This window comes from Mesorhizobium sp. M4B.F.Ca.ET.058.02.1.1 (genome assembly GCF_003952505.1).
Taxonomy (GTDB): Bacteria; Pseudomonadota; Alphaproteobacteria; order Rhizobiales; family Rhizobiaceae; genus Mesorhizobium.
Genome location: NZ_CP034450.1, coordinates 317,926 through 332,090, shown reverse-complemented (window position 1 = coordinate 332,090; position 14,165 = coordinate 317,926). Strand labels below are relative to the sequence as shown.

At 64.8% G+C, this 14,165-nt stretch carries 14 protein-coding genes; 11 read left to right on the top strand and 3 right to left on the bottom strand.

Annotated elements, in window-relative coordinates; all coding sequences use genetic code 11:
- Window positions 1-213 precede the first annotated feature (213 nt).
- The 5 genes from EJ073_RS01595 (at window position 214) to EJ073_RS01575 (ending at window position 6,791) form a co-directional block, all read left to right on the top strand.
- On the top strand, window positions 214-1,494 hold the full coding sequence (locus EJ073_RS01595) for an acetylornithine deacetylase/succinyl-diaminopimelate desuccinylase family protein (protein ID WP_126054132.1): 1,281 nt from the start codon (window positions 214-216) through the stop codon (window positions 1,492-1,494).
- A 129-nt stretch (window positions 1,495-1,623) separates the two neighbouring features.
- Window positions 1,624-3,102, top strand: a complete 1,479-nt coding sequence (locus EJ073_RS01590) for an ABC transporter substrate-binding protein (protein ID WP_126054131.1) — start codon at window positions 1,624-1,626, stop codon at window positions 3,100-3,102.
- A 256-nt stretch (window positions 3,103-3,358) separates the two neighbouring features.
- On the top strand, window positions 3,359-4,306 hold the full coding sequence (locus EJ073_RS01585) for an ABC transporter permease (protein ID WP_126054130.1): 948 nt from the start codon (window positions 3,359-3,361) through the stop codon (window positions 4,304-4,306).
- On the top strand, window positions 4,303-5,172 hold the full coding sequence (locus tag EJ073_RS01580; protein ID WP_126054129.1) for an ABC transporter permease: 870 nt from the start codon (window positions 4,303-4,305) through the stop codon (window positions 5,170-5,172). The genes EJ073_RS01585 and EJ073_RS01580 overlap by 4 nt, the downstream gene beginning before the upstream one ends.
- Complete coding sequence (locus EJ073_RS01575) at window positions 5,169-6,791, top strand: dipeptide ABC transporter ATP-binding protein (RefSeq protein ID WP_126054128.1); 1,623 nt, start codon at window positions 5,169-5,171, stop codon at window positions 6,789-6,791. Before EJ073_RS01580 ends, EJ073_RS01575 begins: the two co-directional genes overlap by 4 nt.
- Before the next feature lie 33 nt (window positions 6,792-6,824).
- Here EJ073_RS01575 and EJ073_RS01570 read toward each other — a convergent pair whose 3' ends face one another.
- A complete protein-coding gene (locus EJ073_RS01570) occupies window positions 6,825-7,256 on the bottom strand; it encodes a TerB family tellurite resistance protein (protein ID WP_126054127.1) in 432 nt (143 codons plus the stop codon).
- A 114-nt stretch (window positions 7,257-7,370) separates the two neighbouring features.
- On the opposite strand from EJ073_RS01570, the gene EJ073_RS01565 reads away from it, so the two are divergent.
- The 4 genes from EJ073_RS01565 to EJ073_RS01550 all read left to right on the top strand — a co-directional run bounded on the left by EJ073_RS01565 (window position 7,371) and on the right by EJ073_RS01550 (window position 9,820).
- The gene (locus EJ073_RS01565) at window positions 7,371-8,156 is read left to right on the top strand and encodes a TSUP family transporter (RefSeq protein WP_126054126.1); all 786 of its coding nucleotides are present in this window, start codon (window positions 7,371-7,373) and stop codon (window positions 8,154-8,156) included.
- A 51-nt stretch (window positions 8,157-8,207) separates the two neighbouring features.
- On the top strand, window positions 8,208-8,378 hold the full coding sequence (locus EJ073_RS01560) for a hypothetical protein (protein WP_126054125.1): 171 nt from the start codon (window positions 8,208-8,210) through the stop codon (window positions 8,376-8,378).
- A 103-nt stretch (window positions 8,379-8,481) separates the two neighbouring features.
- Window positions 8,482-9,306 carry a helix-turn-helix domain-containing protein gene (locus EJ073_RS01555; RefSeq protein WP_126054124.1) on the top strand — a complete coding sequence of 275 codons (825 nt, stop codon included), beginning with the start codon at window positions 8,482-8,484 and terminating at the stop codon, window positions 9,304-9,306.
- A 91-nt stretch (window positions 9,307-9,397) separates the two neighbouring features.
- Entirely contained in the window at window positions 9,398-9,820 is a 423-nt protein-coding gene (locus EJ073_RS01550) for a VOC family protein (RefSeq protein ID WP_126054123.1), read from the top strand.
- Here EJ073_RS01550 and EJ073_RS01545 read toward each other — a convergent pair.
- Together EJ073_RS01545 and EJ073_RS01540 are read right to left on the bottom strand one after the other, a co-directional pair.
- Window positions 9,817-11,295: a cobyric acid synthase gene (locus tag EJ073_RS01545; RefSeq protein WP_126054122.1), complete on the bottom strand. Its 1,479-nt coding sequence runs from the start codon at window positions 11,293-11,295 to the stop codon at window positions 9,817-9,819. The two genes, EJ073_RS01550 and EJ073_RS01545, sit on opposite strands and share 4 nt — an antisense overlap.
- Window positions 11,295-11,909 carry a dimethylsulfonioproprionate lyase family protein gene (locus tag EJ073_RS01540; protein WP_126059053.1) on the bottom strand — a complete coding sequence of 205 codons (615 nt, stop codon included), beginning with the start codon at window positions 11,907-11,909 and terminating at the stop codon, window positions 11,295-11,297. The genes EJ073_RS01545 and EJ073_RS01540 overlap by 1 nt, the downstream gene beginning before the upstream one ends.
- A 138-nt stretch (window positions 11,910-12,047) precedes the next feature.
- Here EJ073_RS01540 and EJ073_RS01535 point away from each other — a divergent pair, with 138 nt between their 5' ends.
- Both EJ073_RS01535 and mmsB read left to right on the top strand, forming a co-directional pair.
- The gene (locus EJ073_RS01535; protein WP_126054121.1) at window positions 12,048-13,214 is read left to right on the top strand and encodes an isobutyryl-CoA dehydrogenase; all 1,167 of its coding nucleotides are present in this window, start codon (window positions 12,048-12,050) and stop codon (window positions 13,212-13,214) included.
- A gap of 25 nt (window positions 13,215-13,239) precedes the next feature.
- Window positions 13,240-14,124 carry a 3-hydroxyisobutyrate dehydrogenase gene (gene mmsB / locus EJ073_RS01530; protein WP_126054120.1) on the top strand — a complete coding sequence of 295 codons (885 nt, stop codon included), beginning with the start codon at window positions 13,240-13,242 and terminating at the stop codon, window positions 14,122-14,124.
- Window positions 14,125-14,165 lie beyond the last annotated feature (41 nt).

The following is a 14,165-nucleotide window of genomic DNA, read 5'->3' as shown; positions in this document are numbered from 1 at the left end:
CCCCTTTGATTGCCCCTTGCATGCCTGCCATCACGCGATTTTTCAGCATTTTAACGGCAGGTGAATGAAGTAACACACACTCGTTGATGAATTCGCCAATCCAAAGCAGCGAATTTGAACGAATTTCCCGCCATAGTTGCCGCCGCGACACGTAGTTTCAACGACTTCGCCGTCGCGCTTGCCAGTCGCCCGCTTCGCTGCTCAACTTCAGGAATGACCGAACGACTCCTTAAGGCCGTCGATGCGCGGATCGAAGACCTCGTTGCGCTGACCGCGGACCTGATCCGTTTCCCGACCGTCAATCCGCCGGGCGAGGCCTATCGCCCCTGCGCCGAATATGTCGGCGAGCGCCTGAAGAAGCGCGGCTTCGAAACAGAGTTCGTCCGCGCCGAAGGCACGCCCGGCGACACCGACCGCTACCCGCGCGTCAACGTCGTTGCCCGCTTCGACGGCAGATCGCCCGGCGCATGCGTGCATTTCAACTCGCATATCGACGTCGTCGAGGCTGGCGTAGGCTGGACCGTCGATCCGTTCGCCGGCATCGTGAAGGACGGCAAGGTCTACGGCCGCGGCGCCTGCGACATGAAGGGCGGGCTGGCCGCCTCGATCATCGCCGCCGAGGCCTTCATGGAGGTGTTTCCGGACTTCCCCGGTGCCATCGAGATTTCGGCCACGGTCGACGAGGAATCCGGCGGTTTCGGCGGCGTCGCCCATCTGGCCAGGCTCGGCTATTTTTCCAAGCCGAAAGTCGACCACGTCATCATTCCGGAACCGCTGAACAAGGACCGCATCTGCCTTGGCCATCGCGGCGTCTGGTGGGCCGAGATCGAGACCAAGGGCGAGATCGCGCATGGCTCGATGCCGTTCCTCGGCGACAATGCGGTGCGCCACATGGGCGCCGTGCTGCAGGCCTTCGAGGACGAATTGTTCCCGGCGCTGGACCGCAAGGTGACGCGCATGCCCGTCGTACCCGAAGGCGCCAGGCGCTCGACCATGAACATCAACTCCATCCATGGCGGCCAGACCGAGGATTTCCGCCCCGGCCTGCCCTCGCCCAACGTGCCCGATTCCTGCCGGCTGACCATCGATCGGCGCTTCCTGCTCGAGGAGGACCTTGCCACGGTGAAGAGCGAGGTGACGGATATCCTGGAGCGGCTGAAGCGCGAGCGGACGAAGTTCGACTACGAGATCCGCGATCTGATGGAAGTGCTGCCGCTGATGACCGAGCGCGACGCACCTGTGGTGAAAGCCGTGGCACAAGGCATCATGGCGATCTTCGACCGCGAGCCCGACTATGTGATTTCGCCGGGCACCTACGACCAGAAGCACGTCGCCCGCATCGGCCACATCTATGACTGCATCGCCTATGGCCCCGGCATCCTCGACCTCGCCCACCGGCCCGACGAATGGGTCGGCATCGCCGACATGGTGGAATCGGCCAAGGTGATGGCGATCGGCCTCAACGTGCTGTTGAGGGGCACTGTCGCGGACTGATCCCGAGGGCAGGCAGACTATTTCTGGAAAAACATTCCGCCTGGCGTCGCCCGACAGCACGAAACGCAATTTACTCGACCTCGAAATCACGCTTCTATCCACCCGGTTTGAGCAGATGGGAGTTGCCCGATGAAATTGTGGAAGACCGTTCTCGCCGCCGCCGCCCTGGCACTCGCCACCGCCACCTCGGCCTTTGCCGCGCGTACCGATCTCGTCATCGGCATTCCGCTCGAACCCCCGCACCTTGACCCGACCGCGGGTGCTGCCGCGGCGATCGACGAAGTGCTCTACGCCAATGTGTTCGAAGGCCTGACCCGCATCGGCCCGAACGGCGAGGTGCTGCCCGATCTCGCAGAAAGCTGGAGCATTTCTGACGACGGCAAGGTCTACACGTTCAAGCTGCATACCGGAGTCAAATTCCATGACGGTGCCGACTTCAGCGCCGACGATGTGAAGTTCTCGCTCGACCGCGCCCGCGCCGACAATTCGGTCAACGCGCAGAAGGGCCTGTTCGCGGCGATCGACAAGGTCGACGTCGTCGATCCGGCGACCGTCAAGGTGACGCTGAAGAACCCGCAAGGCTCCTTCCTCTACAATATGGGCTGGGGCGACGCGGTGATCGTGTCGCCGAAATCGGCCGACACCAACAAGGAGAAGCCGATCGGCACCGGCCCGTTCAAATTCCAGGACTGGGTCAAGGGCTCGTCGATCACGCTGGTGAAATCGGACGCTTACTGGGGCGCGCCGGTCTCGCTCGACAAGGCCGAGTTCCGCATCGTCCCCGATGCCGCCGCCGCCGTTCCGGCCCTGCTTTCCGGCGACATCCAGGCCTTCCCTTTCTTCGATCCCGACAGCGTCGCCCAGGTCAAGGACGATCCGCGCTTCCATGTCGTGATCGGCTCGACCGAGGGCGAGACCATCCTGTCGATCAACAACAAGAAGCCGCCCTTCGACAAGGTCGAGGTCAGGCAGGCGATCTCCTACGCGCTCGACCGCAAGGCGATCATCGATGGCGCCTCGGCGGGGCTCGGCCAGCCGATCGGCTCGCACATGTCGCCCGCCAACAAGGACTATGTCGACCTCACCGGCCGCTATCCGCATGATGTCGCCAAGGCCAAGGAACTGCTCAAGCAAGCCGGCCTCGAGAACGGCTTCAAGGCGACGCTGAAGCTGCCGCCGCCTTCCTATGCCCGGCTTGGCGGCGAGATCATCGCTTCGGAGTTGCGCGACGTCGGCATCGATCTGGAGATCGTGCCCGTTGAATGGGCGCAGTGGCTGGACCAGGTATTTACCAAGAAGGACTACGACCTCACCATCGTCTCCCACACCGAGCCCAACGACATCGATATCTATTCGCGCAAGGACTATTACTTCAATTACAACAACCCGGCTTTCGACAAGGTCATCGCCGATCTGAACCTCACCTCCGACGAGGCCAAGCGCAAGGAACTGCTCGGTGAGGCGCAGAAGATCCTCGCCGACGATGCCGTGGTCGGCTTCCTCTACGAACTGCCGAAGGTCGGCGTCTGGGACGCCAAGCTGCAAGGCCTCTGGGAGAACGCGCCGATCCAGGCCAATGATCTCACCAAGGTGAAGTGGAGCGAGTGAACCCCAGCACTTCGTCATCAAAGGGTGGAGCAGCCACGCAGCGGCTGCGCAGACCCTAGGATCCATGCCATGGCTTGTGAGCGACCTCTGCGTTGCAGAATACAGGAGGCCCATCCGTGAAGACAGGAAAGCGTGACCTGGGTTCTGCATCGTCGCGCTCTTCGACCTCTGTCACGTCATGGATCCTGGGGTCTTCGCGACGTTGCTTCGCTCCTGCTCCGCCCCAGGATGACGAAGCCCGGGCGGTCAGCCTTCCATGAGTGCCTACCTCCTCAAGCGTCTGATCATCGCCGCCGCCACGCTGGTGCTGGCCTCCATGGTGGTGTTCGCGGTGCTGGAGATCATCCCCGGCGACCCGGCGCGGCTGATGCTGGGCATGAACGCCAGCGCCGAGCAGGTCGAGGTGCTGCGCAACCAGATAGGGCTCAACGCGCCGCTGGCCTTGCGTTACCTGCATTGGGCGGGCGGGTTGCTCAGCCTCGATTTCGGCCGCTCCTACACCTATTCGGTGCCGGTTATCGATCTCGTGCGCGAACGCGTCGTCGTCTCGCTGCCGCTGGCGCTGATCGCGCTGGCGCTGTCCACCGCTATCGCCATTCCGGTCGGGATTTATTCCGCCAGCCGCCACGGCCGGGCCGGCGACGCTATCGCCATGGGCGCCGCCCAACTCGGCGTCGCCGTGCCGAACTTCTGGTTCGCGCTGATGCTGATCTATCTCTTCGCCGTCTGGCTGCGACTGGTGCCGGCCGGCGGCTTTCCCGGCTGGGGCGCCGGTGCCTGGCCGGCGCTGAAATCGCTGCTTCTGCCGGCGGTCGCCCTTGCCCTGCCGCAAGCCGCGATCCTTGCCCGCGTCGCCCGCTCGGCACTGATCGAGGTGCTGCACGAGGACTATGTCCGCACCGCCCGCGCCAAGGGCATGCCATACCGCGCCGTGCTCTGGCGGCACGCGCTGCGCAACGCCATGATCCCGGTACTCACCATTCTCGGTTTGCAATTCGCCTTCCTGCTCGCCGGCACCATCATTATCGAGAACGTCTTCTACCTGCCCGGCCTTGGACGGTTGGTGTTCCAGGCCATCACGCAGCGCGACCTGATCGTCGTCGAAAGCGTCGTCATGCTGCTGGTCGCCGCCGTCATCGCCGTCAACCTCCTCGTCGACCTCTCCTATGCGGTCGTCGATCCGCGCCTGAGAAGCCGGCAATGACGCTCCATGTCGACATCCCCGAAGAGACCGTTGGCGCACTGCTGGCCAAGGCGTTCCGCAACCGGTCCTTCCTCGTCGGCTTCGCCATCACCGCGCTGGTGGCGGCGATAGCGATGCTCTCCTATGTCTGGACGCCCTATGATGTCACCAGGCTGGTGATCTCGGACAAGACCCTGACGCCTTCATGGGCGCACTGGTTCGGCACCGACCATTTCGGCCGCGACATCCTGTCGATGATCATGGTCGGCGCCCGCAACTCGATCGCCGTGGCGCTGGTCGCGGTCGGCATCGGCATGGGCGTCGGCGTGCCGCTCGGCGCCTTTGCCGCCGCGCGCGGCGGCCTCGCCGACGAGGCGCTGATGCGGCTGAACGACCTCGTCTTCGCCTTCCCCGCGCTGCTGTCGGCGATCATGATCACCGCCATCTTCGGGCCGGGCGCGATCAACGCCATCATCGCCATCGGCATCTTCAACATTCCCGTTTTCGCGCGCGTCGCCCGCGCCGGCGCTCTCGCCATCTGGCCGCGTGAATTCATCCTGGCCGCGCGTGCCGCCGGCAAGGGGCCAACGCTGATCACCATCGAGCACATCCTGCCAAACATCGCCACGTTGCTCCTGGTGCAAGGCACCATCCAGTTCGCGCTGGGCATCCTTGCCGAAGCCGGCCTTTCCTATGTCGGCCTCGGCGCGCAGCCGCCGATGCCGAGCTGGGGTCGCATGCTGTTCGACGCGCAGACGCGCATGGTCGTGGCGCCGTGGATGGCGATCTTTCCGGGCATGGCGATCGTCGTCACCGTGCTCGGCCTCAACCTGCTGGGGGACGGCATCGCCGACATCCTCGACCCGAAATCGCGGCGGCAGCGATGAGCCTGCTCGAGATCGAGAACCTGTCGCTGGCGATCGGCGACACGCCGATCCTGAAGGGGGTCGAGCTTGCCGTGGCACCGGGCGAGGTCATGGGGCTTGTCGGCGAGTCCGGCTCGGGCAAGTCGATGACGGCGCTCACCGTGATGCGGCTTCTGCCCTTCGCGGCGCGTGCCGGCGGGCGCGTCGCCTTCGACGGCCTCGATATCCTGGCGGCGAGCGAGGACCAGATGTGCGCGCTGCGCGGCGACGACATCGGCATGGTGTTCCAGGAGCCGATGACGGCGCTCAATCCGGTCAAGACGATCGGCGAGCAGGTCGCCGAAGGCATCCGCTGGCATACCAAGGCAAGCCGCGCCGAAGCCGAGGAGCGGGCGCGCAAGGTGCTCGACCGGGTCGGCCTGCCCGAGGCAAAATTCCCGCTGTCGCGCTATCCGCACGAGCTGTCCGGCGGCCAGCGCCAGCGCGTCGTCATTGCAATCGCCTGCGCGCTGAAACCCAAGCTCCTGATCGCCGACGAGCCGACCACGGCGCTCGATGTGGTGCTGCAGGCGCAGATCCTCGATCTGTTGCGCGACCTCGTGGCGGAAAACCGCATGGGCCTGCTGCTGATCTCGCACGACCTCGCGGTGGTGACCGAGATGGCCGACAAGATCACCATCCTGCGCCATGGCGAGGTGATGGAAGCCGGCGACACGGCACGCACGCTGTCTGAGCAGCTCCATCCTTACACGCGTCAGCTGGCGCAGGCTTCCATGCATGTGCCGGCCCGCCCCCGAACCCACGTCGCCGGCTCGGCCAGGCCCCTGCTGCAAGTCGAAGGGGTGACCCGCGACTATCCGGGACGACGCAGCTCGCTGTTCCGGCGCGCCGCTCCCTTCCGCGCCGTCGACGACGTCTCGCTGTCGATAGAACCTGGCCAGTCGGTGGCCCTGGTCGGACGTTCAGGCTGCGGCAAGTCCACGCTTGCCCGCATGATCCTGGCGCTGGACAAATCGACCTCGGGAACGATCCGTTTCTGCGACGAGACCATCACCGGCAGCAGCGAGGCGGAGCTGAAGCCGGTGCGGCGCGACATGCAGGTCGTATTCCAGGACCCCTACGGCTCCTTCGATCCGCGCCAGAAGGTCGAGAAACTGGTCGCCGAGCCGCTGCATGTGCTGGCCAAAAAACCGGCCAACGCCGAGCGGCGCGAGCTCGTGGCGCACGCGCTGCACGAGGTTGGCCTCGGGCCGCGCGACATGGACAAATATCCGCACGAATTCTCGGGCGGCCAGCGCCAGCGCCTGTCGATCGCGCGCGCCATCATCACCCGCCCCAAGCTGGTCGTGGCCGACGAGCCGGTCTCGGCGCTCGACGTTTCGATCCGCGCCCAGATCCTCGACCTGTTCGCCGAGCTCAACCAGAAGCTCGGCATCGCCTACTTGTTCATCACTCATGACCTGACCGTCGCCCGCGCCATCACCGACGAGGTGCTGGTCATGCACGAAGGCAGGATCGTCGAGCGCGGCAAGACCGGCGCGGTGCTCGACAACCCGCAGTCCGACGCGGCCAAGGCGCTGGTGAAAGCCGCGCCCGATCTGCACCAGGCAATCGCGCGGAGGCTGCAGGAACAGGGATAGGCGGCCAGACGCGCCGTCTGCCATCGAATCCGGCTATTCCTGCGGCTTCACAACATCGACCGGGCTGATGTCGAGCAGGTCGAGCGTGCGGCGCAGGAGCTTGACCTCGTTCTCGGCCAGCTTCGAATCGGCCTTGGCGATCTCGGCCATGTGTTGGGCGAGCAGCTTGCGCCGCTCGACGTCGAGGTCGCGGAACAGCGCGATCGCCTGCGAACCATTGGTCTCGTAGCCGAAGTCGTTGAGATATTCGATGACGCTGTCGATGCTCGTCTCGGGAATGCCGAACGCCTCCTTGCAGATGCGCCGGAAGGCGACCATCTCGCTCTCCGAGACGGAACCATCGGCCAGGATCATGCGGAACAGCATCAACAATTCCGCCGACAGGACCGGATCGTCCGCGACCTTACGTACGCCGGGATCGCCGTCGAAGATCGAGCGTATCTGGTCGAGCAATGCCATTGCCATCGGCCTCCCCTTTGCGATTCCGTCGCAGATAGTTAGCGCGGAATCGGCCTTGCGCAAATGGGACGGGCATGATGGAACCTGCCGTCCCCCTCGCCGCAACCCTTGCAGCCCCCGATGCTCGATCTTGCCACCCACACCGTCGTCATGCTCGCGTTTGCCGCCTTTGCCGCCGGCTTCATCGATTCCATCGCCGGCGGCGGCGCTCTGATCACCATTCCGGCACTGCTTCTTGCCGGCTTCTCGCCGCTCGAGACGCTGGGAACCAATAAGCTGCAAGGCATGTTCGGCTCCGGTTCGGCGACCATCCACTATGCCGCGAATGGCCATGTCGATGTCCGCCGTCAGCTTCCGTCCGCCGTCCTGGCACTCGCCGGGAGCGCGGCCGGTGCTTCGCTGGCGACAATCGTGCCCGGCGACGTGTTACGCGCCCTGCTTCCGCTGCTGCTGATCGCGATTGCACTCTATTTCGCCGTCAAGCCCAACATGGGCGATGTCGACCGCGCCGAGCGGCTTTCGCCCTTTCTGTTCGGACTCACGGTCGTGCCAGCCATCGGCTTCTATGACGGCCTGTTCGGCCCGGGCACCGGCTCGTTCCTCATGCTGGCCTTCGTTGCGCTCGCTGGCTACGGCGTGCTGAAAGCGACGGCGCACACCAAGCTGCTCAACTTCGCCTCCAACATCGGCGGCTTCGCCGTCTTCGCCGCCGTCGGCGTCGTCTACTGGAAGATCGGCCTGATGATGGGCGTTGCCCAGTTCTTCGGCGCCCGCCTCGGCGCCAGCCTTGCCATCCGTATCGGCGCGAGACTGATCAAGCCGCTGCTGGTCGTCGTCTGCGTGGCACTGGCGGTGAAGCTCCTGGCCGACCCGGCGAACCCGTTGCGCCTGCTCATTGGTGTGTGACGGCCCCGCTGATACAATGCCGGCGTACGAATCATGTTGGAGGAGCCACACATGAATCTCAGTGCGCCTACTCAGCTTATTTTCATTATCTCCCTTGTCATCGCCATCATCGGCGTTCTCGCCGCTCTTGGCGTTCTTGCGTTCATTCCTCTTGCCGCAGTGTGGATTGTTCTCATAGGCTACATCGTGCTTGCCGCCGGCTGCATGATGCGCGGCGCTTAAGTCAGGCACATTCAGATCTCAGGTAACCGAAGCGCCCGGCCACAAGCCGGGCGCTTTTGATTTCGGAATGTGGTCTGCTAGATTTGGCGGGCGAGGATTGCCGATGTCGATCGAGACAGAGCGCCGTCATGAACAGGACCATTCTTTAGCCGCGAGGTTCGAGATGGTGCGGCGAGCGGCTGACGCTTCGCTTGCAGGCGCAGTCACCGACCTTTGCGGCTATCGCGAGATGCTGCCCGTCTGCTCCCGCAATGTCGAATATGCTTCGCTGACCGTGCCGCTGGTCATCAGCTTCGCCGAGCCCTTCGCCATCGGGCTTGGGCGCGACCCCGGCGACAACGATCGCTTCGCCAGCTTTGCCGCCGGCCTCTTTGCCGGGCCGGTGGTAATCCAATCCTTCGGCCGCGCCTGCTGCGTCCAGATCAACTTCACCCCGCTCGGCGCCCGCCGCTTCTTCGGCCTGCCGATGAGCGAGCTGACCGACCGCATGGTCGGGCTCGACGATGTGCTTGGCCTCGAAGGCATCGCGCTGCGCGAAAGGCTTGGCGAGGCACGGGATTGGGGCACGCGTTTCGCGATTGCCGAGAGCTTCGTCGCAGCAAGGCTGGCGGAGGCGAAGCGGATGTCAGCCGAGATCGCCTGGGCCTACCGGCAAGTCATTGGCTCTGGCGGACGCACGCGGGTCTCCGTGCTTGCCGATCAGCTCGGCTGGAGCCGCAAGCATCTCGCGGCGAAATTTTCCGACGCGATCGGCATCGGGCCGAAAACGCTGTCGCGCATCGTGCGCTTCAACCGGGCGCTCTCGCTGTCCAAGCATCAGCTCGACGACTGGGCGGGGATCGCCGCCGATTGCGGCTATGCTGACCAGGCGCATCTGGTGCGCGAATTCCGCGATCTCGCCGGCGAGACGCCAACCGCGCTCGCATAGTCTCTTTCTCCACCGAGGTAACATTTCTTCAAGACGCCGCGGCGGCCTTCGCCGAGACTGGATACCATCAACCGACACCAGGGAGATTGCCATGTCGACCGCGAACGAAGCACCTCGTCTCTACCCCGCTCTGCGCTACAGGAATGCCGCCGGAATGATCGACTGGCTGTGCGATGCCTTCGGCTTCACCGTGCGCGCCCGCTATGGCGAGGGCGACGTCGTGCATCACGCCGAGCTCGTCTTCGGCGCCTCGATGATCATGCTCGGCACCGCGCGTGACGACGACTACGGCAAGATGGTCGGCGAGCCGGGCGCCGGCGGCGGCAAGTCGATCTATGTCGCGGTGGAAGACGCCGATGCCGCCTACGCCAGGGCAAGAAAGGCCGGCGCCACGATCCTGCAGGAACTGACCGATCGCGACTATGGCAGCCGCGAGTTCATCTGCCGCGACCCGGAAGGCAGTGTCTGGTCGTTTGGCACCTACTGGCCGAAGGCAGGAGACGCCGCCAGCTAACGGGCCAGGCCAAAAATTGCGTCGCAGTCGAGATGGGTTTCCAGTTCGGCCGCGACCTCGTCCAGCGCCCGCTCGACATCGGCGCGATAGTCGATACCGCCGCCTTTGACGCCGAGGCTTTCCAGGAACCTTGCCCGGAAGGCGTCTGCGGAAAACAGCCCGTGCAGATAGGTGCCAACCACCTTGCCATCGGCGGAGATCGCCCCGTCATCGATGCCGTTGATGACGGCGGACGGCCGCGCCATGTCCGGGCCGGTGGTGCGGCCGAGATGGATCTCGTAGCCTTCCAGCGGCAGATCGAACTGCACCGAGCGGGCGCTGACATTGCGCACGGTCTTTTCCGGTTCCATCACTGTTTCGATGTCGAGCAGGCCGAGCCCCTCCGCCTCGGTAACGCTGCCCTCGATGCCGGCGGGATCGCTGACCTTGCGGCCGAGCATCTGGAAGCCGCCGCAGATGCCGACGACATGGCCGCCCCGCTTGCGATGGGCGAGGAGATCGTGGTCCCAGCCATTCTCCCGGAACTTCATGAGATCGCCGATCGTCGACTTCGAGCCGGGAATGACCACCAATCCCGCATCCGCGGGCAACGGCTTGCCGGGCGGCACGAACACCACCTCGACCTGCGGTTCGGCCTTCAATGGATCGAGATCGTCGAAATTGGCGATGCGCGAAAGCATCGGCACTGCCACCTTCAGCGCCCGCTTCTCGCCGGATGCCAGCCGTTCCAGCACCACCGAATCCTCGGAAGGCAGCCTCGCCGCCGCCTTCAGCCACGGCACCACACCGAAGCAAGGCCAGCCGGTGAACTTTCCGATCGCCTCGATGCCGTCGTCGAACAGCGAGACGTCGCCGCGGAACTTGTTGATGAGGTAGCCGACGATCATGCGCCGGTCCTCGTCCGGCAGGATGAGATGGGTGCCGACGACCGAAGCGATGACGCCGCCGCGATCGATATCGCCGACCAGCACCACCGGCACATTTGCGCGCGTCGCGAAACCCATATTGGCGATGTCGCGGCTGCGGAGATTGATCTCGGCTGGTGAGCCCGCGCCTTCGACGATGATGAGATCGGCGCCCTCGCCGACCTTCGCCCATGAGTCCAGCACGGCGTCCATCAGCCGGCCTTTCATCGCCTGGTAGTCGCGCGCCCTAGCCTCGCCGAACACCTTGCCCTGCACCACGACCTGCGAGCCGACATCGCTCTGCGGTTTGAGCAGCACCGGGTTCATGTGGACGGTCGGCGTCACGCCGCAGGCGATCGCTTGCAGCCATTGCGCGCGGCCGATCTCGCCGCCACCGGCCTTGTTGTTGCCGGGAATGTCGGCGACGGCGGCATTGTTCGACATGTTCTGCGGCTTGAACGGCCGCACCTTCAGCCCACGCTTCTTCGCCGCACGACAGAGCCCCGCGACCAGCACGCTCTTGCCGACATCGGAGCCGGTGCCTTGCAGCATGATCGCTTTGGCCGCCATCAGCCCCTGCCTTGCGTGACGGTGCCCGGGATTGTCGACTTCTGCGCCAGCGGCCCGCCACGCCAGATGTAGAGCGCGAGCAGCGGCTCCTGGCCCGTTCGCATGGCATGGCTGACGTTCGAAGGATGGTGGATCACCTCGCCGGCTTCGCGAACGTGAAATCCGCTTTCGCCCTTGTGCCACTCCGTGCTGCCGGTCAGCGGAATGTAGATCTCCTCGGCAATGTGATGGTGGTCGGGATAGACGATCGCGGGCCCGAGGATCAGCAAGCCGGCCGCGACCTCGTCATTGACGAAATGGCCGCGCGTGCCGAAAACCTCCAGCCAGCCGTAATTGTCCAGGAACGCCCGGCCGAAATCCGAGACGCTGTAGGTTTGGCCCCAGCGCAGATCGCCGCGATGCTCCGCCACGAATCGCGTCAGGGGCCGGATGTCCGGCGGCGCAAGTTCGGCGATGCGATCGAGATGGCGCAGGCAGGCGAGCCGACGCGGCTGCAGCGGACGCACCGGCATGCCCCAATCGATGCGGGCGACGGCGTCGCTGACCAGAGCGCTGTCCACGGTCCTGAGATAGGCGTGGAAACGATCGAGCAGTTCGTCGAAGACTGTCGTCACGCCATGCTCCGTTGGTCCATCCATGCACAGCCGCTCCGCGACCGGGCGGGTTGCGCGGCGGCATCATTGGTCTAGATTGACTGGCGCGCAAAGCCAAAAACGACAGGCCAGAAGGCCTAAAACGACAGGGAGCACGCCATGGACGCCGCGGTCGATGCGAGCACCAGCCAATTCGAACTCACCGAGGAGCAGCGCGCCATCCAAGAGATGGCCGAGGCCTTCGCCGCCGACCGTGTCGCACCGAACGCGCTCGACTGGGACCGTGCGAAACATTTCCCGGCCGACGTGATTCGCGAAACCGGGCCGCTCGGCCTCGGCGGCATCTATGTCCGCGACGACGTTGGCGGTTCGGCCCTCGGGCGGCTCGATGCCGTGCTGATCTTCGAGGCGCTCGCCCGCGCCGACCCGGCATTTTCCTCCTTCATCTCGATCCACAACATGGCGGCGTCGATGATCGACCGCTTCGGCAGCGAGGAGCAGCGCCAGCGTTTCTTGCCGATGCTGACCTCGATGGAATGGCTGGCGAGCTATTGCCTGACCGAGCCGGGCTCCGGCTCGGATGCCGCGGCGCTGAAGACGCGCGCGGTGAAAAGCGGCGGCGACTATGTGCTCAACGGCGCCAAGCAGTTCATCTCCGGCGCCGGCGACAGCGACCTCTATGTCGTCATGGCCCGCACCGGTGCCGACGGACCGAAAGGCATCTCGACCTTCGTCGTGCCCAAGGATGCACCAGGCCTCTCCTTCGGCGCCAACGAGCACAAGATGGGCTGGCACATGCAGTCGACCCGCCAGGTCATCTTCGAGGATTGCAAGGTGCCGGTCGAGAACCTGCTCGCCACGGAAGGCGCAGGCTTCGGCATCGCCATGGCCGGCCTCGACGGCGGCCGGCTGAACATCGCCGCCTGCTCGCTCGGCGGCGCGCAGTCGGCGCTCGACAAGGCTTTATCCTATACAGGCGAGCGCAAGGCCTTCGGCTCGAAGATCAACCAGTTCCAGGCGCTGCAGTTCAGGCTGGCCGACATGGAGACCGAGTTGCAGGCGGCGCGCATCTTCCTCTACGCCGCCGCTTCGAAGCTCGACCGCAAGGCGCCCGACGCCGGCAAATGGTCGGCGATGGCCAAGCGCTTCGTCACCGATGTCGGCTTCGACGTCGCCAACGAGGCGCTGCAGTTGCATGGCGGCTATGGCTATCTACACGATTACGGCGTCGAGAAACTGGTGCGCGACCTGCGCGTCCACCAGATCCTCGAAGGCACTAACGAGATCATGCGCGTCATCATCGCACGCGCGCTGATCGGGCGCTGAACCAGACAATTTCGGGAGAAAAACGATGGCAACCATCGCCTTCATCGGCTTGGGTAATATGGGCAATCCGATGGCCGCCAACCTGGTCAAGGCCGGGCATTCTGTGCACGGCTTCGACCTGGTGCCGGAGAACCTCACCGTCGCCAAGGAGCACGGCGTGACCGTCATGGCCAACGCCCCTGCCGCGGTGAAGGACGCCGATGTCGTCATAACCATGCTGCCTGCCGGCAAGCATGTGCTGTCGGTCTATGAGGACATCGCGCCCAAGGCGAAGAAAGGCGCGCTGTTCATCGACTCTTCCACCATCGACGTCGAATCGGCGCGCAAGGCCCACGCTATCGCCAGCAAGCACGGCCTGCTGTCGATCGACGCGCCGGTCTCGGGCGGCACAGGCGGCGCCACCGCCGGCACGTTGACCTTTATGGCCGGCGGCTCGAAGGACGCCTTCGCCAAGGCCGAGCCGGCCCTGAAGCCGATGGCTGGCCGCATCGTCCATTGCGGCGACGACGGCGCCGGACAGGCGGCCAAGATCTGCAACAACATGATCCTCGGCATCTCGATGATCGGCGTCGCCGAAGCCTTCGTGCTGGCGGAAAAGCTCGGACTGTCGCACCAGGCGCTGTTCGACGTCGCCTCGACCTCGTCGGGCCAATGCTGGTCACTCACCACATATTGCCCGGTGCCAGGGCCGGTGCCGGCCTCGCCCGCCAACCGCGACTACAAGCCGGGCTTCGCCGCCGCCCTCATGCTGAAGGATTTGAAGCTGTCGCAGGAGGCAGCGCAAGGCGCCGGCGCGGTGACGCCGCTCGGGGCCGGGGCGACGCAGCTCTACGCGCTGTTCAACGCGCAGGGAAATGCCGGCGCCGATTTTTCCGGCATTATAAATTTCCTACGCGGCAATCAGGCATAACGCCCTGCTTTCACAGGCTTATTAGCGAGTTTTTTCGGTCA